At 74.8% G+C, this 23,698-nt stretch carries 23 protein-coding genes and 1 pseudogene; 8 read left to right on the top strand and 16 right to left on the bottom strand.

What is annotated here, in order from left to right:
• From E4P40_RS16505 to E4P40_RS16490, 4 genes and pseudogenes are all read right to left on the bottom strand, one after another.
• A pseudogene (locus tag E4P40_RS16505) lies at nucleotides 1-632 on the bottom strand (hypothetical protein); the annotation flags it as partial.
• Nucleotides 629-1,534 carry an ABC transporter ATP-binding protein gene (locus tag E4P40_RS16500; RefSeq protein ID WP_135159579.1) on the bottom strand — a complete coding sequence of 302 codons (906 nt, stop codon included), beginning with the start codon at nucleotides 1,532-1,534 and terminating at the stop codon, nucleotides 629-631. The pseudogene E4P40_RS16505 and the gene E4P40_RS16500, both read right to left, overlap by 4 nt.
• A gap of 81 nt (nucleotides 1,535-1,615) precedes the next feature.
• The gene (locus tag E4P40_RS16495; RefSeq protein WP_245160387.1) at nucleotides 1,616-2,629 is read right to left on the bottom strand and encodes a DUF3152 domain-containing protein; all 1,014 of its coding nucleotides are present in this window, start codon (nucleotides 2,627-2,629) and stop codon (nucleotides 1,616-1,618) included.
• A gap of 107 nt (nucleotides 2,630-2,736) precedes the next feature.
• Nucleotides 2,737-3,795, bottom strand: coding sequence for an alpha/beta hydrolase (locus tag E4P40_RS16490; protein ID WP_135159578.1), 1,059 nt, complete (start codon nucleotides 3,793-3,795; stop codon nucleotides 2,737-2,739).
• Nucleotides 3,796-3,864: 69 nt separating this feature from the next.
• On the opposite strand from E4P40_RS16490, the gene E4P40_RS16485 reads away from it, so the two are divergent.
• Nucleotides 3,865-4,509 (top strand): TetR/AcrR family transcriptional regulator, encoded by a 645-nt coding sequence (locus E4P40_RS16485; protein ID WP_135159577.1) that lies wholly within the window; start codon nucleotides 3,865-3,867, stop codon nucleotides 4,507-4,509.
• 111 nt (nucleotides 4,510-4,620) lie between these two features.
• Complete coding sequence (locus E4P40_RS16480) at nucleotides 4,621-4,857, top strand: DUF3107 domain-containing protein (protein ID WP_135159576.1); 237 nt, start codon at nucleotides 4,621-4,623, stop codon at nucleotides 4,855-4,857.
• Between the two features lie 115 nt (nucleotides 4,858-4,972).
• Here E4P40_RS16480 and E4P40_RS16475 read toward each other — a convergent pair whose 3' ends face one another.
• Together E4P40_RS16475 and E4P40_RS16470 are read right to left on the bottom strand one after the other, a co-directional pair.
• Nucleotides 4,973-5,644: an SDR family NAD(P)-dependent oxidoreductase gene (locus E4P40_RS16475; protein ID WP_135159575.1), complete on the bottom strand. Its 672-nt coding sequence runs from the start codon at nucleotides 5,642-5,644 to the stop codon at nucleotides 4,973-4,975.
• The gene (locus E4P40_RS16470) at nucleotides 5,641-6,294 is read right to left on the bottom strand and encodes a ferritin-like fold-containing protein (RefSeq protein WP_135159574.1); all 654 of its coding nucleotides are present in this window, start codon (nucleotides 6,292-6,294) and stop codon (nucleotides 5,641-5,643) included. The genes E4P40_RS16475 and E4P40_RS16470 overlap by 4 nt, the downstream gene beginning before the upstream one ends.
• Before the next feature lie 181 nt (nucleotides 6,295-6,475).
• Here E4P40_RS16470 and E4P40_RS16465 point away from each other — a divergent pair, with 181 nt between their 5' ends.
• The 4 genes from E4P40_RS16465 to E4P40_RS16450 all read left to right on the top strand — a co-directional run bounded on the left by E4P40_RS16465 (nucleotide 6,476) and on the right by E4P40_RS16450 (nucleotide 11,390).
• Complete coding sequence (locus tag E4P40_RS16465) at nucleotides 6,476-8,308, top strand: DEAD/DEAH box helicase (protein WP_245160386.1); 1,833 nt, start codon at nucleotides 6,476-6,478, stop codon at nucleotides 8,306-8,308.
• 86 nt (nucleotides 8,309-8,394) lie between these two features.
• Nucleotides 8,395-9,510, top strand: a complete 1,116-nt coding sequence (locus E4P40_RS16460) for a PQQ-binding-like beta-propeller repeat protein (RefSeq protein ID WP_245160385.1) — start codon at nucleotides 8,395-8,397, stop codon at nucleotides 9,508-9,510.
• Nucleotides 9,511-9,609: 99 nt separating this feature from the next.
• Entirely contained in the window at nucleotides 9,610-10,527 is a 918-nt protein-coding gene (locus E4P40_RS16455) for an alpha/beta hydrolase (RefSeq protein ID WP_135159572.1), read from the top strand.
• Nucleotides 10,524-11,390: an oxygenase MpaB family protein gene (locus E4P40_RS16450; RefSeq protein ID WP_245160384.1), complete on the top strand. Its 867-nt coding sequence runs from the start codon at nucleotides 10,524-10,526 to the stop codon at nucleotides 11,388-11,390. The genes E4P40_RS16455 and E4P40_RS16450 overlap by 4 nt, the downstream gene beginning before the upstream one ends.
• A 7-nt stretch (nucleotides 11,391-11,397) precedes the next feature.
• Here the strand turns inward: E4P40_RS16450 and E4P40_RS16445 are convergent, their stop codons facing one another.
• From E4P40_RS16445 to E4P40_RS16430, 5 genes are all read right to left on the bottom strand, one after another.
• A complete protein-coding gene (locus tag E4P40_RS16445; RefSeq protein ID WP_245160383.1) occupies nucleotides 11,398-12,261 on the bottom strand; it encodes a PD-(D/E)XK nuclease family protein in 864 nt (287 codons plus the stop codon).
• A gap of 37 nt (nucleotides 12,262-12,298) precedes the next feature.
• The gene (locus tag E4P40_RS16440) at nucleotides 12,299-13,156 is read right to left on the bottom strand and encodes a PHP domain-containing protein (protein WP_135159571.1); all 858 of its coding nucleotides are present in this window, start codon (nucleotides 13,154-13,156) and stop codon (nucleotides 12,299-12,301) included.
• 44 nt (nucleotides 13,157-13,200) lie between these two features.
• A complete protein-coding gene (locus E4P40_RS16435; RefSeq protein WP_135159570.1) occupies nucleotides 13,201-13,854 on the bottom strand; it encodes a PH domain-containing protein in 654 nt (217 codons plus the stop codon).
• Nucleotides 13,855-13,860: 6 nt separating this feature from the next.
• Nucleotides 13,861-14,019, bottom strand: coding sequence for a hypothetical protein (locus E4P40_RS28135; protein ID WP_167762266.1), 159 nt, complete (start codon nucleotides 14,017-14,019; stop codon nucleotides 13,861-13,863).
• A 163-nt stretch (nucleotides 14,020-14,182) separates the two neighbouring features.
• A complete protein-coding gene (locus tag E4P40_RS16430; RefSeq protein WP_135159569.1) occupies nucleotides 14,183-14,806 on the bottom strand; it encodes a DUF6758 family protein in 624 nt (207 codons plus the stop codon).
• A gap of 111 nt (nucleotides 14,807-14,917) precedes the next feature.
• On the opposite strand from E4P40_RS16430, the gene E4P40_RS16425 reads away from it, so the two are divergent.
• Complete coding sequence (locus E4P40_RS16425; protein WP_209305369.1) at nucleotides 14,918-15,352, top strand: NUDIX domain-containing protein; 435 nt, start codon at nucleotides 14,918-14,920, stop codon at nucleotides 15,350-15,352.
• A gap of 23 nt (nucleotides 15,353-15,375) precedes the next feature.
• Here the strand turns inward: E4P40_RS16425 and E4P40_RS16420 are convergent, their stop codons facing one another.
• Together E4P40_RS16420 and E4P40_RS16415 are read right to left on the bottom strand one after the other, a co-directional pair.
• On the bottom strand, nucleotides 15,376-15,882 hold the full coding sequence (locus E4P40_RS16420; RefSeq protein WP_029338774.1) for a MaoC family dehydratase: 507 nt from the start codon (nucleotides 15,880-15,882) through the stop codon (nucleotides 15,376-15,378).
• Between the two features lie 174 nt (nucleotides 15,883-16,056).
• Nucleotides 16,057-16,350: a WXG100 family type VII secretion target gene (locus tag E4P40_RS16415; protein WP_135159568.1), complete on the bottom strand. Its 294-nt coding sequence runs from the start codon at nucleotides 16,348-16,350 to the stop codon at nucleotides 16,057-16,059.
• A gap of 150 nt (nucleotides 16,351-16,500) precedes the next feature.
• On the opposite strand from E4P40_RS16415, the gene E4P40_RS16410 reads away from it, so the two are divergent.
• The gene (locus tag E4P40_RS16410; protein ID WP_135159567.1) at nucleotides 16,501-20,790 is read left to right on the top strand and encodes an FtsK/SpoIIIE domain-containing protein; all 4,290 of its coding nucleotides are present in this window, start codon (nucleotides 16,501-16,503) and stop codon (nucleotides 20,788-20,790) included.
• Here the strand turns inward: E4P40_RS16410 and E4P40_RS16405 are convergent.
• The 3 genes from E4P40_RS16405 to E4P40_RS16395 form a co-directional block, all read right to left on the bottom strand.
• A complete protein-coding gene (locus E4P40_RS16405; protein WP_135159566.1) occupies nucleotides 20,733-21,245 on the bottom strand; it encodes a hypothetical protein in 513 nt (170 codons plus the stop codon). The two genes, E4P40_RS16410 and E4P40_RS16405, sit on opposite strands and share 58 nt — an antisense overlap.
• A gap of 50 nt (nucleotides 21,246-21,295) precedes the next feature.
• Nucleotides 21,296-22,675: a wax ester/triacylglycerol synthase family O-acyltransferase gene (locus tag E4P40_RS16400; protein ID WP_135159565.1), complete on the bottom strand. Its 1,380-nt coding sequence runs from the start codon at nucleotides 22,673-22,675 to the stop codon at nucleotides 21,296-21,298.
• Between the two features lie 93 nt (nucleotides 22,676-22,768).
• Nucleotides 22,769-23,698 (bottom strand): chromosome partitioning protein (locus tag E4P40_RS16395; RefSeq protein WP_135159564.1); only part of this gene is annotated, 930 nt, incomplete at its 5' end.

Below are 23,698 nucleotides of genomic sequence, written 5' to 3'. Positions count from 1 at the left end.
AGCACCGCCACCCCGAGACCGGAGGCGGCCCGCCGCTCCGGCAGGAGCTGCGCGGCCACGGCTCCGAGCCCCGCGCCGACCATGCCCGTGCCGCCGACGAGGAGGCCGAAGAGCACCGCGCCGGTCGTCTCGGTGCCGGCCAGCATCAGGCCCAGGGTGACCGCGGCGCCGACGACGGCGGTCGCGAGCAGGACGACGGCCAGCGAGCTCGCCACGAGGAACCGCAGCCGCAGCCGCCCGGACAGCAGCAGGTCCCACCGACCTGCCTCCTCCTCGCCGCGGGTCAGCCGGGTCGCCGACAGCACCGCCCAGACCCCGACGAGGACGGCGAGCACGGTGCCGGTCCGCCAGACCGTGAAGCCGCCCGGGTCGTCGAGGGCGACCGGCCGGCCGAACAGCGTGCGGATCGCCGGGTTCTCCGCCAGGCCGGTCAGGGACGCCACCCCGATCGCGCCCGAGAACGTGTCGCGGTACTCGACGGCGACGAACGCCGGCAGGCCGCCCGCGATCACCGCCATCACCAGGGTGCCGCGCCGCAGGAGGTGGAACGCCGCGCCGGTGGCGGCCGAGCCGGGGTGCCGTGCGCTGCGGCGGGACGGGGCGGCCGGGCGGGTGGCGGTCCCGGCGGTCACGCGGCGTCCTCCCCGTAGTAGTCGAGGAAGATCTCCTCCAGCGACGGCTCCCGGACGTCGAGCCGCGCCACGTCCGCTCCGGCCAGCGCGGCGAGCACTTCCCCCGGCGGCCCCACGAGGGACAGCGTGAGCCGCAGGTCCGAGTGCCACCGGAGGTCGGCCACACCGGGCAGCGAGGCCAGACCGAGGAGCTCCGGCGCGGGACGAGCGAGGTCGACGGTCATCTCCGATCGGCGCAGTCGCCGCAGGTCGTCCAGTCCGGCCACCTCGGCGAGCCGGCCGCGCCGCAGGATGCCCACCCGCGAGCAGACGGCCTCGACCTCGGCCAGCTGGTGCGAGCTCAGGAGGACGGTCTGCCCGTTCGCGGCCGCCTCGGCGAGGCAGCCGCGGAATTCCCGCTCCATGAGGGGGTCCAGGCCGCTGGTCGGCTCGTCCAGCACCAGCAGCGGCGCACGGGTGGCGAAGGCGGCGACCAGCGCCACCTTCTGCCGGTTGCCGGTGGAGTAGGTGCGGGCCAGTCGGTCGGGCTCGAGCTGGAAGCGGGCCACCAGCTGGTCGCGGTAGGCCACGTCGGTGCCCGGCCCGACGCCGGCCAGCAGCTCGAGGCACTGCCGTCCCGTCATGCCCGGCCACAGCGCGACGTCGGCCGGCACGTAGGCCAGCGAGCGGTGGGCGCGCTCCACGTCGGCGGCCGGGACGCCGAAGATCTCGGCCGCGCCGGCCGTCGGGCGCAGCAGCCCGAGCAGCATGCGGATGGTCGTCGACTTGCCTGCACCGTTCGGGCCGAGGAATCCGAAGACCTCGCCGGGCGGGACCGTGAGGGTCAGGTCGGTGACGGCGGCCGTCGTCCGGAAGTGCTTGGTCAGCCCCTCGGTACGGATGGCCGGCGTGCTGGTGGACAAGGTCTCGGCCCTCCCCTGGCAGTCGCGAGAACGACTGCCGACCAGGCATCCCGGCGCACCGCGAGGAACCGTAAACCGTCCCTAGGGGTAGGGCCAGGCGTTCTTGACGCAGCCCTGCAGGCCGAGGGTCTGCTGCTGCATCACCGGCGCGAGCTGGCCCGGCCCCGGGCAGCCGACGTGACCGTTCCCCAGCACGTGTCCCACCTCGTGGTTCACGACGTAGGGCCGGTAGGTGGCGACGTCGCCCTCGTAGTGCGGGACCGCCGTCGCCCAGCGCGCGAGGTTGATGACCGCCCGGTCGCCGTACCGGCAGGACGTGTAGCCACCGGTGCCCACGCCGGGGCAGTAGCGCTCCATGCTGCCGGGGCTGACCAGGCTCACCTTGAAGTCGAACGCTCCGGCGTTCGCCTCGGCGACGCCGACCCGCTGGAAGGACATCCGGCCGCCGCTCCCCCACGAACGGGGGTCGCCGAGCGTGGCCTCGACCGCGGCGGCGAACCCGGCGCCGTCCACCTCGATGCCGTCCTCCACCTCGACGATGAAGCGCCGCAGCGGTCCCGACCCGAGCACGGTCGACGTGCCGTCGACCAGCGACAGCGACCCGGCGCCCTGCTCGACGTAGGTCTCCTCGCCCACGACCTGCGGCGCGATGCTCGGGCCGACGTCCCCCTCGGCGGGAGCGGTCGGCACCGCCTCCGGCACCGGGTCGGGCACCGGTGCCGGAAGGGTCGAGAAGGCGCCGGACGCGGGTGGCGACTGGGTCGCGGTGGCACCAGCCGTGGCCGCCGGGGCGCCCGGAGCGCTCGACGCCAGGTCCAGGAGGACGACGAGGGTCGCGATGGTCAGCAGCGGCACGGCGTAGGCGCGCCAGCCGTGGCGCTGGGCGAACCGCCGCAGGCGACCCGGCCGGGGCCGCGCAGGCGTGCGTTCCGGTGCCCTCTCCCAGGGTTCGGTGCGGGCGACCAGGGGCGCCGGGCGGGCCGCGACGCGCACCGGCCGGCCCGGTGCGGGACCGACGACGGCCGGTGCCCGGACGCGGCGTGCCTCATCGGGGCGGGCGCCCGGGGCACGGCCGTCGGTGGCACGTCCTCCCACTGGCCGCACTCCTGCTCGTCGTCGGTGCACCTCCGTCAGCTGTCCAGAGTCTCACGCTGCGTGGCGTGTCGACAGCAGCGCGGCGCTCGCGGCACGTTGCCGACCCGTCACGATCCGGCGGTCGTGGCGTCGACCCCACCTGCGGACCTCGCGGTGGCCAGACCCTCGACCAGCCCCAGGACGGCGCGGGCGGTCGGCTCGGGGGCCTCGAGCATCGCGACGTGGCCCACCGTGTCGAGGACGAGGAGCCGTGCGTCCGGGACCGCGGCCGCCAGCCGCGGTGCGAGGCTCGGGTCGACGAGCTTGTCGCGGCCGCCCCAGATCACCAGCGTCGGTGGCTGCAGGGACCGGGCCGCCCGCCAGGCGTTGGCCGCTCCCACGCGCAGGTAGGAGGTGATCAGCCCCCGCATGCTCCGCGTGAGCGCGCGGTCGGCCCACGGCTGCTCGGCGCGCTCGCGGAACTCCTGGACCGCCTGCTCCACCCGCTCGTGCGGGACCCGGCCCGGCTCGCCGAAGCACATGCGGATCATCGCGCGGACGTTCTGCTCCGGGGTGATGCCGGCCAGTCGTCTCTCGGCCAGCGACGGGACGCCGGGCAGGAGGAGCAGCAGCAACAGCCGGTTGAACGCCGGCGGCACGCGGTACACCGGCATCGCCGGCGAGATGAGGGTCAGCGAGGCCACGAGGTCCGGCCGGCGGCTGGCCACCAGGAGGCTGACCAGCCCGCCGAGCGAGTTGCCGAGCAGGTGCACCGGGCGCCCGGCCGCCTCCCCGGGCTGCGCGACGACGTACTCGAGGACGTCGACGACGGCCCGCACGTGACCGCGGATCGAGTAGCGGCCCCGCGGCGGTGGCTGCGAGCGGCCGAACCCCGGCAGGTCGAGCGACCACCCCTCGAAGCGGACCGCCAGCAGTCCCGCCAGGTCCGTCCAGTTGGTGGACGCCCCGCCGAGGCCGTGCACGTAGAGCGCCCGCTCCCGGGGCGCACCGTCGTCCGCCCCGTCGACCGGTCCGGCCCACGGCGTGTACCGGACGAAGACCTCCCCGCCGTGCACCGGCAGGTCCTCGCCCTTCCAGGGCGGGAGCATCGACGCCGGCGACGGGAGGGCGGTCGACGACAGCGTGGCCGCGGCGGCGGGAGCGTCGAGGGCGGGGACTTCGGACATCGCCTCGACGGTAAACCTCCGTGCTGACGGCGTGCGGTTCGAGAACCCGCCGGTAACATCCTCCCTGCCATGCAACCGCCCCGTCCTGCCGCCGTGAACAACCGCCGCACCTCCCGCCTGCCGCGGGGCGCGCGGCGGCTGCAGCTGCTGCGCGCGGCGCAGGACGTCTTCGTCGCGCAGGGGTTCCACGCAGCCGCGATGGACGACATCGCCGACCGGGCCGGGGTGAGCAAGCCGGTCCTCTACCAGCACTTCCCCGGCAAGCGGGAGCTGTACCTGGCGCTGCTCGAGGAGCACGTCTCCGAGCTCGCCGACCGGGTGGCCGAGGCGATGGGCCGGACCGACGACAACCGCGAGCGAGTGCACGCCGCCGTGGGGGCCTACTTCGACTTCATCGACGCGGAGGGCGAGGCCTTCCGCCTGGTCTTCGAGTCCGACCTGCGCAACGACGCCGACGTCCGGGCCATCGTCGACCGCGGCACGCAGTCCTCCGTCGAGGCGATCGCCGAGGTCATCGCGGCCGACACCGGCGCCGATCCCGAACGAGCGCTGCTCCTCGCGTCGGGGCTGACCGGCCTCTCGGAGACCAGCGCCCGGTGGTGGCTGCCACGCAAGAACACCGTGTCCCGCGACGAGGCGGTCGGCCTCGTGTCGGCGCTCGCCTGGCGCGGCATCTCCGGCTTCCCGCGGATCGACGGCCAGCCCTCCTCCTGAGCCGGCCGGCCGGACCGCGTTTCGCTGTCGGCGCACCCGTGGACGGCGTCTCCCGTCGCGGCACTGGGTTAGCGTGGGGGCAGTCGCGCGAACCGAGGAGGCATCGCCTACGTGGAAGTCAAGATCGGCGTCCAGCACTCCCCCCGGGAGCTGGTCATCGACAGCCCCAAGACCCCCGATGAGATCGCAGCGGACGTGGCCGCGGCCATGTCCGGCTCGACCAAGGACGGCCTGCTGACCCTGGTCGACGAACGGGGTCGCCGCGTCGTCGTCCCCGTCGACCGGATCGCGTACATCGAGATCGCGCAGCCGGACCAGCGCCGGGTCGGCTTCATCGCCGGCGCCTGACCGAACCGCACGACCCGGGCCCTTCGGCGCGGGGGCCGAAGGCCTCCCGCCGGAGGGCCCTCGTGCGCTCCGTGCACAAGGGGACGGGGCCCGGCCGCGGTGCCCCGTCGCCGTCCTAGCGGGTCATCTCCACGACGGTCCGCCAGCGCTCGCGCGGTCCGCTGGTCTCGGCGACGAGGTCGGCGTAGAGGTCCGCGACGCGGTCGGGATGGATCTGCCGCTCCCCCGCTCCCACCAGGCCACGGATCGTCACCGTCGCGACGTGGATCCCCTCCGGCGCCAGTGCGGCGGCCTGCACCTCCGCCAGCGCACGGAGCGCCGCCTTCTGCACGCCCAGCGTCGCCATCGACGCGATCGGGCGGTCGGCCGACCCGCCCCCGGTCACGAGGACCGTGCCGGCGCCGCGCTCCCGCATCCCCGGCAGGACGGCGCGGACGGCGGTCTGCAGCCCCACGGCACCGGCGGCCAGGTCGGCCAGCAGGTCCTCGGGCGCCAGGTCCGGCACGGTCACCGACCGGCCGACGGAGATGTTGTAGAGCAGGACGTCGGCCGGGCCGAAGGTCTCGACCAGTGACTGGACGGCAGCCGTCAGCGACGCGGGGTCGGCGGCGTCGGCGGGTGCCCGCCCGGCCAGGACGCCGTCGCCCGCGAGGTCCGCCTGGACGTCGGCCAGCGCCTCCTCCCGCCGCGCGACGAGGGACACCGCGTACCCCTCGCGGCCCAGCCGGCGCGCGGTCGCAGCGGAGATGCCGGGTCCGGCCCCGACGACGAGCAGGTGTGCCGTCACGGGTTCAGCCCCAGCGCCTTCATGCGCTGCGTGTGCGCGGAGGTGATGCGCTCGATCAGCCGGGACACCCCGGCCAGGTCGCCGGTGCCGCTGATGATCAGCTCCGCGAGCCGGTCGTGCTCGGCGATGACCGCCTGGGTCTGCGTGATGGCCTCACCCACCAGCCGCCGTCCCCACAGGGACAGCCTGCCGGGCACCTTGCGGTCGGCCCGGATCGCCGCCCGCACCTCCCGGACGGCGAAGTCGGCGTGCCCGGTGTCGGCCAGCACCTCCAGCACGAGCGCCTTGTCCGGCTCGGGCAGGAAGGAGGCGATCTCGCGGTAGAAGTCCGTCGCCAGCCCGTCGCCCACGTACGCCTTCACCAGGCCCTCCAACCACGTGCTCGGCCGGGTGCCCTCGTGGAACGCGTCCAGCGCGGAGACGAACGGCGCCATCGCCTGCGCCGGGTCGACGCCGAGTGCGGCGAGCCGCTCGGTGAGCCGCCCGTGGTGGGCGATCTCGGCGGCCGCCATGCGGGCCAGGGCGGCCCGTCCGCCGAGCGTGGGAGCCAGACGCGCGTCCTCGGCGAGCCGGTCGAACGCCGTGAGCTCCGCGTAGGCCAGGACGCCCAGCAGGTCGACCACGGCAGGGGTGTCGACCGGGGTCGTCACGGCAGCTCCAGGTGTTCACGGTTGGTGCGCGGGAGTGGTGCGGGTCACCCGGCAGCGCGGCGCGGAGAGGCTAACCGGTCGCCGCGCTAGGATGGGAATCGGCGAGCCCTCAGGCTCGCTGTGTATCTGTGCGCTGACGACCGCTGGACGACGCCTCACCGCAGGCTGTCTCCCGGGCCGAATGTTCCTGACGCCCGGTTCTGCTGGCTGCGTTGGCGCTGGAACTGATCCCGCGACAACCGACCGGGACAGGTCCGCAGCAGCGGGACCCCGCCGCCGGACCCGGTCCCCCAGCAGACCAGAGGCGAGAGCACTGACCTCCACCGAGAACATCCCCACGTCCGACACCCAGCCGACCGAGGCCGTCGCACTCGAGCACGCCGAGACGGGCGCACCCGCCCCCGAGGAGATCGAGTCGCAGGTCGAGGAGCTCGGCGGCGCGCCCGTCGCCAGCGACAGCCCGCTGTTCAGCGACTTCGACGTCCACCCCGACATCGTCGCGGCGCTGGCCGACGCGGGGATCACCCGCACCTTCGCGATCCAGGAGCTCACGCTCCCCCTCGCACTGGCCGGCCACGACCTCATCGGCCAGGCGCGCACCGGCACCGGCAAGACCCTCGGCTTCGGCGTCCCGCTGCTGCAGCGCGTCGTCCCCCCGGCCGAGGGCGGCGACGGCGTGCCGCAGGCGCTGGTCGTCGTCCCCACCCGTGAGCTGTGCGTCCAGGTCTCCCGGGACCTGGCCACCGCAGGTGCGAAGCGCGGCATCCGCGTGCAGGCCATCTACGGCGGCCGCGCGTTCGAACCGCAGGTCTCGTCGCTGCAGAACGGCGTCGAGGTCGTCGTCGGCACCCCCGGCCGCCTCCTCGACCTCGCCCAGCAGGGCCACCTGATCCTGGGCAAGGTCAAGGTCCTCGTCCTCGACGAGGCCGACGAGATGCTCGACCTGGGCTTCCTGCCCGACATCGAGCGGATCCTCGCGATGGTCCCGGACAAGCGGCAGACGATGCTGTTCTCCGCGACGATGCCCGGCCCGATCGTGACCCTGTCGCGCTCGTTCATGACGCAGCCCACCCACATCCGGGCGCACGGCAACGACGAGGGCTCGACGGTCCCGCAGACGACGCAGTTCATCTACCGGGCGCACAACCTGGACAAGCCCGAGCTGCTCTCCCGCGTCCTGCAGTCGCGCGACCGCGGTCTCGTGATGGTCTTCTGCCGCACGAAGCGCACCGCCCAGAAGGTCGCCGACGAGCTGGTCGACCGCGGGTTCGCCGCGGCGGCGGTGCACGGCGACCTCGGCCAGGGCGCCCGCGAGCAGGCCCTGCGCGCCTTCCGCAGCGGCAAGGTCGACGTCCTCGTCGCCACCGACGTCGCCGCCCGAGGCATCGACGTGACCGGCGTCAGCCACGTCGTGAACTACCAGTGCCCCGAGGACGAGAAGACCTACGTGCACCGCATCGGCCGCACCGGCCGGGCCGGCAGCACCGGTGTCGCCGTCACGCTCGTCGACTGGGACGACATCCCCCGGTGGCAGCTGATCAACAAGGCGCTCGACCTCGACTTCGCCGACCCGCCGGAGACGTACTCCACGTCGCCGTGGGTCTACACCGACCTCGACGTCCCGACGACCGCGACCGGCCGCCTGCCGCGCTCCCAGCGGACCCGTGAGGGCCTGGACGCCGAGACGCTCGAGGACCTCGGCGAGACCGGCAAGCGCAACCGCCCGACGACCGGCGGCCGTGACTCGCGGGGCCGCGGCGACTCGCGCGGCCCGTCCGGCGGCCGCTCCGGCGAGGGTTCCGGGGACGGCGAGCAGGCCGGTGGCGGCAAGAGCCGACCCCGTCGGCGCACCCGCAACACCGGCGGTTCCGCCGAGGGCGGGAGCGCTCCGGCCGCGTCGGCCGAGGCACCCGCCGACGGTGGCTCGTCCGAGGGCACGGCCGGCCGGCCGCGCCGTCGTCGTCGCCGCGGGGGCGCCAACCGCAGCGGCGGCGGCTCCGAGTCCGCCGCCTGATGGAGGACCCGCCTTCCCCCCACCCCTCGCTTCGCTCGGGGCGGGCCCCTGAAGGCGGGCCGTTCCACCACCTCACCAGCCCGCCGGTGCGGGTCTGGGTCTGGACTGCCGCCACCGTGGCGCTGGTCGTCGTCGCCGCCCTGCTGTGGCGGGGATCGGACGCGGCGGCCACCGAGAGCACCACCGCCGCGCCGGCCGACGTCCCTCCGGGGACGCCGGCCGGTGCCGTCTCCGAGGCCTGGTCCGCCGACGGCGGGCCGCTGCCGGAGAGCATCGTCGAGGACGGCCGCGTGATCGTCGGGTCCCGGCACGGCGTGCGCGCCCTCGACGCGGTCACCGGGGCCGAGGCCTGGCACTACACGCGCAGCAATGCCCGGCTGTGCGGGCTGACCGCGACCAACGGGGTCGCGGTCGCGGTGTTCGCCACCGCGAACCGCTGCGACGAGGCGGTCGCCCTCGACGCGGAGACCGGCGTGCGCGCGTGGACCCGGAACGTGCTCCTTCGCGGCGACGCCGAACTCGATTCCACCGACCGCATCGTGCTGGCCACCAGCCCGACCGGTGTGGTGACGCTGGATCCCATCGGCGACAACATCCGGTGGCGGTACGCGGCGCCCGAGGGCTGCCGCATCACCGGCTCGGACGTCGGGACGGCGGGGGTCGCCGTGCTCCAGCGGTGCGAGGGCACCGACGCCGTCCAGCTGCGACTGCTCGACGGGTTCCAGGGTGGCGCGCGCTGGACGCGTGACCTGCCGACCGACGAGGGGGCGGAGGTCCGGCTCCTCGGCGCGGACGCGCTGCTGGGCGTACTGGTGGGCGACGACGTGCAGGCGCTGTCGGCCGAGGACGGCGCGGAGGTCCGGCGGCTGCCGGCGGCCGACGACGTGCAGCAGCTGACGACCGGCGGGGTGGCGCTGTTCCACGCCGGGGGCACGCTGTCCGCGCTGGACGCCGCGTCCGGGACGTCGCTGTGGGAGTCGCCGGCGGTCGGCCTGCCGTCGACGCCGGTCCCCGACAAGGACGCCGCGACGCCCGCTGCGCTGCTGGTGCCGGACGAGGACGGCTTCGCCCACCGCGACCCGGCGACCGGCGCCGAGCTCGGCCGCTCACGGGTCGACGACGTCCCGGCCGGAGGGACGGCGACGGTCGTCGGCCCGGTCGTGGTCTACCGGCTGGCGGACCGGGTGCTCGGCTACCGCTAGAAGAAGGACCACCCTTCCCCCCACGCCTCGCACGCTCGGCGCAGGCCCCTGAAGGATGGCCACGAGCACGGACGGCGCGTTCGGGGTTCACTGGGGACCATGGTCCTGCCCGGCGGCCCCGACTTCACGGTGCCTCTCGCGATCGCTCCCGACGACCTGCGCCAGCTCGCCGACCACGACGCCGAGCACCGCACCTTCCCGGGTCGCGCCGGCCCGCTTGCGGCACTGGACACTGGCGGGAAGGCGGTGCGCGGCACCGCGCTCCTCGTGGCCGGCTACACCGGCAGCAAGGAGGACTTCGCGCCCCTGCTCGCGCCGCTGGCCGACGCCGGGTACCGGGTGGTCGCCCTCGACCAGCGAGGTCAGTACGAGTCGCCCGGCCCGGACGACCCGGCCGAGTACTCGGTGGCCGAGCTCGCCGCCGACGTGGTCGCGGTGGCCCGCGTCCTGCGTGAGGAGTCCGGCGAGCCGCTGCACCTGCTCGGGCACAGCTTCGGTGGGCTGGTCACGCGGGCCGCCGTCCTCGCCGAGCCGGGCCTGTTCACCTCGTTCACGCTGCTCGGGTCCGGACCGTCGCAGCTGACCGGCCGGCGGGCCGACCTGCTGGACCACCTCGGCCCGCTGCTGGACGCCGGCGGGGTGCAGCTGGTGCACGAGACGCTCGAGCAGGTCGCGATGACCGACGAGAGGGCGCAGGCCGTCCCGGCGCCGACGCGGGAGTTCTACTCCCGCCGCTTCCTGCGCAACTCGGAGGCCGGACTCCGGGGCATGGCGGACGCGATGCTGAACGAGCCGGACCGCGTGGCCGAACTCGCCGCGGCGGGCGTGCCGATCCTGGTGGCCCACGGCGAGGCCGACGACGCCTGGCTGCCGCACGTGCAGGACGACATGGCGCAGCGGCTGGGTGCCCGGCACGAGGTCATCAACAACTCGATCCACTCCCCCGCCGTCGAGAACCCGCCGCGGACGCTGGAGGTGCTGCTCGACTTCTGGGCAACCGCCTCCTCGCGCGCATGATCACGCCGCCGTCCCCCGGGGACTGGACCGCCGAGGAGGACGTCCTCGGGTTCTTCGGTCCCGGCAGCGTCACCTGGCGGGTGCACTCGGACCCGTCCTTCTCCGTCGGCGGGTTGCGGGCCCTGCTCCTCCAGGCGCTGCACCCGGTCGCCATGGACGGCGTCGCCCGGTTCTCCGGCGGCTTCAAGGAGGAGCCGTGGCCCCGGCTGATCCGCACCGCCGCCTACGTCGACACGCTCACCTTCGGCACGCGCACGGAGGCGGTGGAGGCGGTCGCGCGCGTGCGCAGCATCCACAAGCGGCTGGGCGCGACCGAGGAGACGACCGGCCGGACCTACCGCGTCGACGACCCCGACCTGCTGCTGTGGGTGCACTGCTGCGAGGTGGACTCCCTGCTGACGGCGGCGCGCCGGGGCGGCCTGCCGCTGACCGACGGGGACGCCGACCGGTACGTGGCCGAGCAGGTGACGGCCGCCGAGCTGATCGGCGTCCCGACGTCCGACGTGCCGGACACGGTGGAGGCGCTGGCCGGCTACTTCGAGGGCATGCGGCCGACGCTCGCCGTGACCCGGGCCGCCCGGGATGCCTACCGGCTGATCACTCTGCCGCCGATGCCGACGTGGGTTCGCTACCTGACGCCGGCCCAGCCGGCCTGGGGTGGGCTGGCGGTGCTCGCGGTGGCGCTGCTGCCGAAGTGGGCCCGGCAGCTCTACTCGTGGCCGGGACTGGGGCTGACCGACGTCGCGGCGACCGCGGCGCTGAAAGGTTTCCGGCAGGCGATGCTGCGGCTGCCCCAGCGGGCGCGCCGGTCCCCGATCGTGTGGTCGGGCTACGAGCGGGTCGCCGCGGACCCGGCCGCCTGAAGCGAGCTCAGGCGGACGCGTCGTCCTCGGGCAGGAAGCTCCAGGTGTCGCGCGGCGGGACGGCGGCCTGACCGGTGGGACAGCTCGGCCGGAAGTCGCACCAGCCGCACTGCTGGCCGGGAACCGCGGGGAAGGCGGCGTCCGGGTCCTCCCCCGCGACCATCGACTCGGTGGCGGCGGTGATGTCGATCGCGATGTCCTCCGCCCGGCGGACGTGGTTGGCCAGTGACCGCTCGGTGTGCTCGAACGCCGCGACCGTGCCGCTGGGCAGGTGGTGCAGCTCCACCCGGCTGCACGGGCGTCGGAGCGTGCGCCGCGTCGCCAGGACGTACAGGGCCAGTGCCTGGGAGCCGCGTGCCTCGTCGTCGGTGCAGACCGACCGGCCGGTCTTGTAGTCGACCACCACCAGCTCGTCGCCCCGCTCGTCGATCCGGTCCACCCGGCCGGACAGGGTCATCCGCTCGGTCATGGTGCTGACCGTGCGCTCACGAGCTCGCGGTTCCTCGGTCGGGTCGAGCCCGGCGACGTAGTCGGTGAGCCAGCCGGCCGCCCGGGCGCGCCAGCGGTCGGACTGTTCCGCGTCCCGGAAACCGGCCGGCGACCAGTCGGCGTAGAGCAACTGGCGCGCCGCGCCCGTCGTGCGCCGCTCGACGGGCAGGTCCCACCACGCCGACAGCACCTTGTGGAGGGCCGTGCCGACCGTGTGGTGGGCGAACCGCGGGCCGCGGGGCGGCGTCGGCCGGTCGACGTTGGCGTAGCGGTAGCGGCGCGGGCAGTCGGAGAAGTCGGCGAGCGACTTGGGCGAGGCGCGCAGCAGTCGCCGCGGCATCCCCGGGAGGATGGCCTCCGCCGCGTCCGATGCGTTCCGCATGCCGCCAACCGTAGCCAGCAGGTACGACGGTTCCGGCTCAGTCGCGGTACGGCGCGCTGCCCGTCCCGGCGGCCAGGAGTGCCTCGAACTGCGCGGGTTCGGTGGTGCAGGCGCCGATCGGCGTCGTCTTGTTGGTGCCGTGGTAGTCGCTGGATCCCGTCGTGATCAGCCCGAGGTCCGCCGCGAGACCGCGGAGGTGCACGCGCTCGGCCTCGGAGTGGTCGGGGTGGTCGACCTCGACCCCGAGCAGCCCCGCCTGGGTCATGGCCGCGACGGCGTCGTCGTCGACGACCCGACCGCGCTTCGTCGCGAGCCCGTGCGCGAAGACCGGCACGCCGCCCGCGGCCCGGACCAGCGCGATGCCCTCCCGGACGTCGGTGTCGACCTTCGCCGCGTAGTAGGGGCTGCGGTGGTCGAGGAGGGTGGCGAACGCGTGGTCCACCGAGTCGACGACGCCGGCCGCGACGAGGGCGCGCGCGATGTGCGGTCGCCCCACGACGCCCCCGTCGGAGCGCGCCACGATCTCCGGCCAGTGCACCGGGTAGCCGTCGGCCGCCAGCGCCTCGACGATCCGCTGCCCCCGCTCGAGGCGCTCGTCGCGCAGCCGCGACCGCTCGGCGGCGAAGCCGGGGTGCAGCGGATCGAAGAGGTAGGCCAGCAGGTGGACGCTGATCGGCGGCTGGTCGATCGGGAACCACCGGCAGGAGAGCTCCATGCCGGGGACGACGGTCAGCCCCTCCGGACGTGCCGCCTCCGCCGGCCCCCACCCCGCGGTGGTGTCGTGGTCGGTGAGCGCCACGACGTCGAGCCCCGCGGCCCGGGCGGTCGCGAGCAGCTCGGCCGGCGTCTCGGTGCCGTCCGAAGCCGAGGAGTGCGCGTGCAGGTCGATCCGCATCGCCGCTCAGCCTGCCGCACGCCGGCTCCCGCCACCCGGCGGCCTCACTGCGGCGGCGGCAGGCCGGGGATCGGCTCGGTGTCCTGGCGGTCGCCGTCCGCCTGCCGCCTGGGGGCCGACGGCGGCGGCTCGAGGTTGCCCTCGTCGTCCCCACTCGCGGCCGCGCCACCGCTGCCGCCCCAGTCGCTCTGGAAGAGAAGCCCGCTGACCTGCCGGTACAGGAGGTCGGCGCGCGGCAGGTAGGTGATCTCCGACAGAGCCTGCTGCTGGCCTGCCGACTCGAACCGGAAGGTGCCGTAGCCGAGCACCTGTCCCAGCAGCGTCTCCTTCCAGGTCAGGTCCGTGATCCGGCGCAGCGGGAGCAGGGTGACGGTGCGCACGATGACGCCCGACGTGAGCAGGACACGACGGGTGCTGACGATGAAGTGCCGCATCCACCACTCCCCGACGCGCAGGCCGTAGTAGACGAGCGCGCCGAGGAGGGCGAGCAGCCCCGCGGAGCTGGTGACCCGGTTCTCGGGGTCGAACAGGAGCAGCCAGCCGCCCACCACGACCATCGGCAGGAACTTGACCGTCGGCTCGATCAGCACCGCCCAGTGACGACGGGTGGCGACCACTGCCGACTCGTCCGGCAGCAGGTACTTCTCGACGTCCTTGGCCGCCCGCGTGGGCAGCGCCGGTGACGAGGGGCTCGTCACACCGACTCAGACCAAGGAACCGACGAACGCGGCGAGCGAGGAGGCGGCGTCGCCGAGTGCCTCGCCGGCGTTGCGAACGAGCTGAGCCGACTGCTCGGGCGCCTGGATGACGTAGAAGACGACGAACGCGACGACCAGCCAGGTGACGACCTTCTTGAGGTTCACCGCCACCTCCGTGGGTGTGCTCGTGCGGGCAGGGCAGGTTGTGCGAGCCTGCGGATACAGGGTCCACCCGGGTGCGGCGGACTGCTTCGTCCCATGGGTAACAGATGTCCCACCCGTCTCAGAGGCGACGCGCCGATCATGAAAGGAACCCGTCGGGTTCCGTTCAGTTCCCCGGGAGCAGATGCTCGCTGGGCGGGCCCAGCGGCAGGTCGGGGTAGATGCGATCGCGCAGGTCGATGAGCTCCAGCTGCTCGGCCAGCAGCCAGGCCGCGTTCATCGGCCACATGACCAGCCACAGCCATACCCCGTACGCCTCACCCACGAAGGCGGCCCGGTCGTCGGACGTCGGCACGGCCCAGAGGGGCGCGTGCTGACCCGCGGCCTTGACGTCCACCGACGACGGCCCCTCGATGACGTCGCCCGGGTCCAGGCCGGGCAGCCCGGCGTAGCCGCAGCCCACGCCGGTGCCGGGCTCCTCGGCGACGAGCACGAGCTCGGCCGAGCCGCCGAGCGGGGCGGGCCCGGCGCAGTCCACGACGATGGCGCGCGCCCCTGGCTCCCCGCCCCAGGCCATACCCGTGACCGACCAGCCGGCCGGCATGGGGTCGGGCACCCACGCCGGCACGCGGGCGTCGGCGGTCACGGCCGAGATCGCGTCGTGGGCGACCAGCACCGTGTGGTGCAGCGGGGTGACGGCGCCGTGCAGATGGCACCACGCCTGCGCGGTCGAGCCAGGGCGGACCACGAGCTGCTCACCGCAGCGTGGGCAGACCGGCGCGACGCTCATCGGGCCATACCGTCCTGGGACCGCGCCCAATCGTCAAGCGCAGCGGAGTGGACCGACTGCGATGCGTGGGTGCGGCGTGGCTCGCGGTGGGTGCTGCGTAGCCTGCCGCGCATGCTGTCGTCGGAGCGCTCGACCGGCGCCGGGATGCCCGTGGTCCCGTGCGTCGGCGCGGTCGTGCACGACCCCGACGGGCGCCTGCTGCTGATCCGGCGCGGGCATCCACCGCACGCCGGTCGGTGGTCGCTGCCCGGCGGCCGCGTCGAGGCCGGAGAGACGCCGGAGCAGGCGGTCGAGCGGGAGGTGCGCGAGGAGACCGGGCTCGAGGTCCGGGCCGGCGCCCCCGTGGGCCGGGTGCGCATCCCGGGCGAGGGCGTCGTGTACGATGTCGTGGACCTCGCGTGCACGCTGGTCCAGCCCGGGGTCGAGCCCGCCGCCGGGGACGACGCGGAGGCGGCGGTCTTCGCCGACGCGACGACCCTCGAACGGCTCCCCTGCACGCCGCTCCTGGTCGAGACCCTTCGCGGCTGGGGCGTACTGCCGGGCTGATCCGGGCCGCCCGGGAGCCCGGCTCAGCGCGGCGTGGGCTCCGGCCTGCCCGGCTGCTCGCCGCCGCGCGCCTCACCGTAGGAGCGCTTGGGCACCATGACCTTGCGCCGGAAGATGCAGACGACCGTGCCGTCCTGCTTGTAGCCGATCGTCTCGACGTGGACGATCCCGCGGTCGTCCTTGGACTTCGACTCGGTCTTGTCGAGGACCGTCGTCTCGCCGTAGATGGTGTCGCCGTGGAAGGTCGGCGCCACGTGCCGCAGCGACTCGATCTCCAGGTTCGCGATCGCCTTGCCCGACACGTCGGGAACGCTCATGCCGAGCAGCAGCGAGTAGATGTAGTTGCCCACGACGACGTTCTTGCCGAAGTCGGTGGTCTTCTCCGCGTAGTTCACGTCCATGTGCAGGGGGTGGTGGTTCATCGTGAGCAGGCAGAAGAGGTGGTCGTCGTACTCGGTGACGGTCTTGCCGGGCCAGTGCTTGTAGACGGCGCCGACCTCGAACTCCTCGTAGTACCGACCGAACTGCATCTGCTCGCTCCCGACGTCGAATGGGTCGGGACACGACCGCGCAGCAGCGGCGAGGCGACCGTGTACCGGACCGCCCGCTGCCCACCACGAAGCGCCGGTGACCCGCCTGGACGGTTGGTGATCTTACGGTCGTGCCCGGACCGGCCTCCCGGCCCCCGGGCACGACCCGGGGCCTCAGATGAGGGATCCGATGCGAGCGGCCATGTCTGCCTCGTGCTGCTGGTAGGAGCCGGCCACGCTGGTGAGCAGGGCACCCATGCCGGTGAGCGCGTCGGTGACCCCCTGCGCGGACATCCGCCACTGCTCGTACAGCTGGGTGAACTGCAGGGCGGCCTGGCTGTCGGTCCAGCCGTCCAGGACCGAGGTGTTGATGCCGCTCGACAGGGTCGCGTGCCGGCCGGCGGTCTCACCGGCCTCGGCGCGGCACTGTCCGGCCATCGACTGCAGGGTGGCGATGTCGACCTTCACGGGTCCTCCTTCGTCCGGGGCCCTCCCGGTCGCGACGAACGGTAGGGCGGTGCACGGAACGGGAGCCGCCGCCGTCCACAGGCCCGGCCGTTGTCCACAGACTGCGGCGCCCGCGCCCCGACGGGCGGTCCAGGCCGTCACGATCGCGCGGTGAGCGATACCTCCGAGGCCCGGATCTGGACCGTGCAGGACGGCGACCGCGCCGTCGACGTCGAGCTGATCGCGCACGACGCCGCCACGGTGGCCGACGTACTGCCGGCGGTGGGTCGCGTCCTCGGCCGTCCGGTCGACGGACTGTGGCAGGGCACCCGCCGGCTGCCCGACCACTGCCGGCTGGGCGCGCCGGAGCTCGCGCACGGAGCGGTGCTCGGTGCGGCCGGACCTGCGCCGAGGCGGGACGGGGGCGGGCCGTCCAGCGCCCTGGAGCTCCACGTCGTGGGCGGGCCTGCAGCCGGCGTGGCCCTGCCCCTCGACCAGGGGCGACACGTCATCGGCCGCGGTGACGAGGCGTCCATCCGGCTCGACGACCCCGACGTGTCGCGCAACCACGTGGTGGTCCAGGTCGGTGGCGGAGCGATCACGGTGGCAGATCTGGGATCGACGAACGGCAGCCGGGTCGACGGGCACGACCTCGGCGAGGAACCCGCGGACTGGCGAACAGGGGCGGTGCTGCGCCTCGGCGCCAGCGCCGTGACCCTCGCCGGACCCTCCGGGACGACGGCGTCGGTGGAACCGTCACCGGGCGGCCGGCTCCGCCTGCGGCCGACCCCCCACCTGCCCCCGCCGCCGGTTCCCGTCGAGGTCGTCTTCCCGAAGCCGCCGGCCGCCGTTCCCCGGCGCCGGCTCGCCTGGGTGGCGGTCGCCCTCCCCGCCGTCGGCGGGGTGCTCATGGCATGGCTGCTCGACGCTCCGACGTTCCTGTTCTTCGCCCTCCTCAGCCCGGTCGTGGCACTCGGGACGTGGCTGTCCGAACGGTGGTCGGGCCGGCGCAGCGGGCGCCGCGACGCGGCGGCGCACGCGCTTGCCGTGACCGCGGCCGAAGCCCGCGTCGCGGCCGCCGTGCGGGCCGACGTCCGGCTCTCGGCCACCACCCATCCCGATCCGGCGACCGTCACGACCGCGGCGCGGCGCCGCTCCGCGCTCCTGTGGAGCCGGCGCGCGGGAACGTCCGAGGACCTGCCCGTCCGGGTCGGCACGGGTCCCGGCGACACGCGCGTCACCCGCGTCGACGCCGACGGTGCGCGGATCCGCGAACGCGCGCGGCACCTGCCCGTCGTCGTCGACCTCGGATCGGGCGGCGGACTCGCCGTCGTGGGCCCCCGCGAGCAGGCACTTGGCGTCCTCGCCACCGTCGTGGCGCAGCTGGTCACCCTCCACCCGCCCGGCGACGTCGACCTGGTGCTCCTCACCGAGAGGCGGCGGCTGCCCGACTGGACCTGGGCGCGCTGGCTCCCGCACCTGGACCGGCGCGCGGTCCACGTGCAGCACGCCGCCGCACACGACGAGGACCTGCACGCGTGGCTGACCGGGCTCATCGGCCGGCGACGGACCACTGGAGCGGGCCGACCGGAAGCGGCCGTCAGCCGCGTGGGTCGCGTGGTGGTCGTGGTCGACCGGGTGCTCGACCCCCGGATCGCGGCGACCCTGCTGCGCGGGCGGGACGCCGGCCTCGTCCCGCTCACCTGCGCCGAGACCGTGGACGGCCTGCCGGTGCCGGTCGACACCCGGCTCGAACTGGGCGGTGAGACGGGCAACGAGGCCGTCCTCAGCAGGCCCGGCACACCCGACCTCCGGAGCGTGACCGTGGACCGCATGCCCCGCACGGTCGCCACCGCACTCGCCCGGGACCTCGCGCGCCTCGTGCCGGCCGGCACCGCCACCGACCTGCCGCGCTCGGTCCGGCTCCTGGACCTGCCGGCGCGTGGGATCCGGCTCAACGAGGGCGGAACGCTCACGGGCGCGTGGTCGCCGGCGCGCGACCGCCTGGTGGCCACCCTGGGTCGCACGGCGCAGCGTTCCGTCGACGTGGACCTGTGCCGGCAGGGACCGCACGCACTGGTCGCCGGCACCACCGGCTCGGGGAAGTCGGAGCTGCTGCAGACCCTGATCGCCGGCCTCGCGGCCAACCACCCGCCGGATCGGTGCTCTTTCCTCCTGGTCGACTACAAGGGTGGGGCGGCGTTCGCGGAGGCGGCGGGCCTGCCGCACACCGTCGGGCTGGTCACCGACCTCGACGGTCAGAGCACGGAACGGGCCCTGCGGTCGCTCGGCGCCGAGCTCACCCGGCGGGAGGCCATCCTCGCCGCGCACCGAGTGCCGGACATCTCCGCGCTGCCCGACACCGTGCCACTGGCCCGTCTCGTGATCGTCGTGGACGAGTTCGCAGGCCTGGCCGAGGAGCTGCCGGACTTCGTGTCCGGCCTGGTCGGCATCGCCCAGCGGGGCCGTTCCCTGGGCGTGCACCTGGTGCTGGCGACCCAGCGGCCCGGGGGCGTCGTCTCCCCCGAGATCCGGGCCAACTGCACGCTGCGGATCTGCTTGCGGACGACGGACGAGGCCGACTCCCGCGACGTCCTCGGCACCGGGGAGGCGGCGCACCTCCCGATCGACCTCCCCGGCCGCGCGTACCTGCGGTCGGGCGCCGGACCGGCCACCGCCCTGCAGATCGCCCGCGTCGCGACCACGGCGCCCCCACCGTCGGACCGGGGTCCGCACGCGAGGCGCCGGGGCTGGCCGGAGGTCCCGCTCCCCACGGCCACGTCGAGTGACCGCGACGGTCCGAGCGACCTGCGCCGGCTCTGCGCAGCGCTGTCCCTGCACGCCACCGTGACCGGCGCACCGCTGCCGCACCGGCCGTGGCGTCCTGCGCTGCCCGACCTCCTGCACCCGGACGGTCAGGACGATGGCTCGACGAGGAACCGGGCCGGCACCCGGCTGCCGATCGGTCTCGTGGATCACCCCGACCAGCAGGCGCAGGAGGTTCTCGAGCTGGACCTGGCCCGGGGCGGGACCTGGCTCGTCGTCGGCGGGCCGCGGAGCGGGCGCAGCACCCTGCTCCGCACCGTGCTCGGCGAGGCGGTGCGCCGGCTGGGTCCGGACGAGCTGCACGTCCACGTGCTCGAGGCGAGCGGCGGCGCACTGGCGACCGCGGCGGCCGCCCTCCCGCACGCGGGCACGACCGTCGGCGGCGAGGACGCATTCCGGACGGTCCGGCTCGTCGACCGGCTGGCTCAGGAGGTGGCGGCCCGGCGGGCCGCCCCCCGGCCCGACGGGCAACCGCTGATCCTGCTGCTGGTGGACGGCGTCGAGGCCATCACCGCCCTGCTCGACGAGAGCGATCCGGGGCGGGGCTCGGCCAACCTGCTGCGACTGCTGCGCGACGGCGGGCCGGCCGGGCTCACCTGCGTGGTCACCGCAGACCGGGCTGTCCCCGGAGGACGGCTCGCCGCCACGGCCCGTCAGCGGCTCGTGCTGCCGCTCCCCGATCGCGCCGACTACGCGGTGGCCGGCGTCGCTGCCCGAGCCGTTCCCGCCCACCGACCTCCGGGCCGGGCGCTGCTCGGGGAGGATGCGCTGGAGTGCCAGCTCGCCTTCCCTCGGCCACCGGCACCGGGGGCTCCGTGGCGGCGGACGTCAACGCCGCCGCCGTTGCGCATCGCCGAGCTGCTCCCCGATCCCCTCGTGCCGGTAGGGCCCCTCCTGTCGAAGGACGAAGGATCGCTGGCCCTGCCGATCGGACCGGGGGGCGACGAGGGGAGCCCGCTCGTCGTACACCTCCTCCGCTCCGGCGGCCTCCTCGTGTCCGGCCCCCCGGGCAGCGGGAGGTCGACCACCCTGGACGCCTTCGAGGAGCGCCTCGCGTCCCGCGGCGTGGCCGTGGTGCGCATCGGCCGGCCCGGAGACCTTGCCGTCGCGGAGAACCACGGGACACCCTGGCTGGAGCCGGTGGACCAGAACGGGATGGCCGGCTGGCTGGCCGACCTCGACGGCCGACCCGGTGTGGTGATCGCGGACGACGTGGGTGCTCCCGCGGACATCCCGGTCCTGGCCCTGCTGGCCGCGCGGGGCGCCGGCAGCCGTGCCGTCCTGCTGGCAGCCGGCGACCCGGGACAGCTCGCCGCCCACTACCAGGGTCCGGTGGCGGCGCTGCGGCGCGGCCGGTCGGGACTGCTGCTGTGCCCGGGCCCGGGCGACGCCGACCTCGTGGGGGTCCGGCTGCCCCGCACCCCGATCCCCGTGCGGCCCGGCTCCGGCTGGCTCGTCGACGGCCCGTCCGTCACGCGGGTGCAGGTCGCCCGCCGCTCCGAGCCGCACACAGGCACCCCACCGCGGGGTCCCGAGCCCGCAGTCAGGGGCGGCGTTGCGGTCGCGCCGCAGCAGCGTCAGAGGAGGTCGAGCGCCGGACCGATCTCCTGGCGGGCGTACCAGGCGAGCTCGTGACCCTCGGCCTGGTCGACGACGAACTGCGCGTCCTCGCTGCCCAGGTCGGCCTCGAGCACCACGTTGACCGCGGCCCGGACGTCGTCCTCGGCGTCGGGGCCGTCGATGTGCGCACTGGCGACGTCCTGGACCGCGATGTCGGCCTCGACGCGGACCGCACCGCGGTCGGTGTCGGGGTCGTCGAGGGGCGTCACCGCGGCGTCGGGGACATCGGCGGCGAGGACCACCCGGCGACGGATCGCCATCGGATCGATGTCGAGCAGCCGCAGGCTCGCCCGCGCCGCCGCGAGCAGAGCCGCGTACTCCAGTTCCTCGGTGTCCGCCTCGGCGTCGCTGAGCTCGTAGAAGTCCCGCAGCTGGGGCGTGACGGCGAACGCCGTGTGCGGTCCGGGCAGGACGCCGTCGTCCACGAGCGTCCGCAGGACGCTCGTCGTGGCGGGCAGGTAGACGCGCACCGGCCGCCCTCCCTTCGTCGATGGAGCGCGACCGTAACCCGGAGCGCCGGTCAGCCCGCCGACTCCACCAGTTCGGCGACCTCCTGCTCGATGAGGTCGGCCAGCACCTCCACGTCCCCCACGCTGTCCCGTTCAGCGTTCAGCCCGAAGAAGACGCGGCCGTTGTAGCTGGTCATCCCGATGGACAGGCCCTGGCCCCGGGCGAGGGGGACGACCGGGTACACCTCGAGCATGCGGCTGCCCGCGGCGTAGAGCGGCAGCTGCGGACCCGGCACGTTGGTCACCACCAGGTTGAACAACCGCCGGGGCAGGACCCGCGCCGCCCGGGCGCCGAGCGCGTGCAGCGTGGGCGGCGCGAAGCCGGTGAGCGCGATCAGGCTGTCCGCGCCCACCGACTGCCCGTGCTGGGCGATGCCGCGCATCGCATAACTGAGCCGGGCCAGCCGCACGCGCGGATTGGGCTCCCCCACCGGCAGGTCGACGAGGTAGGACGACACGCGGTTGCCGGCGACCGCCTCCTCACCCTGCATGGACACCGGCACGAGCGCCCTGATCGAGGTGCCCGTGACCACCGGCTGGCCGCGGGAGAGCAGCCACTCCCGCAACGCGCCGGTGACCACGTTGAGCAGCACGTCGTTGACGGTGCCGCCGAGCACCATGCGGATCTTCTTCACCTTGTCCAGCTCGGCCCGGGCGACCGCGACCCGCCGCTGGCGCCCGACCGGCGCGTTCAGCGGGCTGTTGGGGGCAGGCAGCAGCGTCTTCCGGGCGGTCCGGAGCAGAGCGCCGGCGACACCCGTGAACCGGGCAGCGGTCGACCTGACGTCGCTGACGGCGTCCCGCGCCGTGTCCACGATCGCCGACGGCCGTCGCACGTACTCGTCCAGGGCCTGCCAGACCAGCTCGGCGCCGTTGGGCGGTCGCCGGGGATGCCACTCGGTCGGTTCGGGCGCGGGCGCGTCCGGCTCGACGTCCAGCAGCACCTGGCCGATGTCGATCGCACTGAGCCCGTCGACCAGTGCGGGGTGGGTCTTGGTCACGACCGCGATCCGGCCCTCCGGCAGCCCCTCCACCAGGTACATCTCCCAGAGCGGCCGGCTCCGGTCCAGCGGCCTGGAGGTCAGCCGGGACACCAGGTCCAGCAACTGCTGCTCGGTGCCCGGGCGCGGCAGACCGTTGCGCCGGAGGTGATAGGCGATGTCGAAGTCGGGGTCGTCCACCCAGACCGGGTTGGCGAGGTGTCCGGGCACCTCCGCCACCCGTTGCCGGTAGCGCGGGACGAGGGAGAGCCGCGCCTCCACCAGGGCGCCCAGTGTCTCGACGCCACCCGGAGGCGCCTCCAGGATCAGCACGCCACCGACGTGCATGGGGGTGCTGGGTTCCTCCAGGTACAGGAACGACGCGTCCAGTCGGGTCAGCCGCTCGACCATCTGTCTCCTCAGGGTCGGGGGCTCACGCTACGGCGCCGCGTCGGCACCGCACAGGTCAGCACGGTCCGGGCCGGTCCAGCAGACGGTCGAGGGTCACCCGGCTCTGCGGGCGCGCCGCAGGAGCCCCCGCCGGCCCGACGGCTCGGTCACCTCGGCCATCGCGGCGGCGAGCGATCGCAGCGCGGTGCGCAGGGGCGAACCCGGCGCTGCTTCGGCGAGCGTCCGTCCCGAGGCGAGTGCGGCATCGGTCGCCCGGCGGTCGGCCGGCAGGAAGAACCGCACCTCCCGGCCCGCGAAACGCTCCAGCGCCGTGCCGATCTCCTGACGCGGGTCCCCCGGCACCGGACCCCGGCGCACCTGGTTGACCACCAGCACCGGCTCGACATCGGGCAGCACGTCGCGGAGCTCGCCGAGCGCCCGGATGCTGCGCTGCAGGGCGACCGGGTCGGCGCCGCTCACGCAGAGCACCGTGTCGGCCGCCTCCAGCACCGCCAGCGTCACGCCGTTGCGCCGGGGCGCAGCCGTGTCGAAGGAGAGCTCCTCGTCGTCCTCGAGGCTGAACGAGCAGTCGACCACGGTGACCTCGGCCAGCCGGCGGGCCTCCTCGAGCACGGCCTCGACCGCCCGCGGCCGCAGCTCCGGCCAGCGGTCGGCACGTGAGAGGCCGGTCAGCACCCGCAGGTGCGGCCGCACGGCCCACGCTAGCCGGATCAGGGCCGCGGCGTCGAGCTGACCGGTGGCCGCGAGCCGCGCGGCGCCCGCGAGCCCCGGCGACTCGTCGAGCAGGCCGAGCACCTGTGCGACCACGCCGCCGTACACGTCGGCGTCGACGAGCATCGTCGTGACGCCCAGGCGCGCGGCCTCGTCGGCGACGCCCACCGCGACGGTGGTCCGCCCCGGCGCACCGGTGGGTCCCCACACCGCCACGAGGCGACCGCGGCCGGCGGGGCGCTCCTCCGGTTCGTCGGGTATCCCCAGCGCGGGCAGCGCCGCCCGCGGGTCGGCGACGTCCCGGCCCGACGC

The sequence above is a fragment of the Blastococcus sp. CT_GayMR20 genome (assembly GCF_004570345.1).
This window is presented reverse-complemented; position numbering and strand designations above follow the sequence as displayed.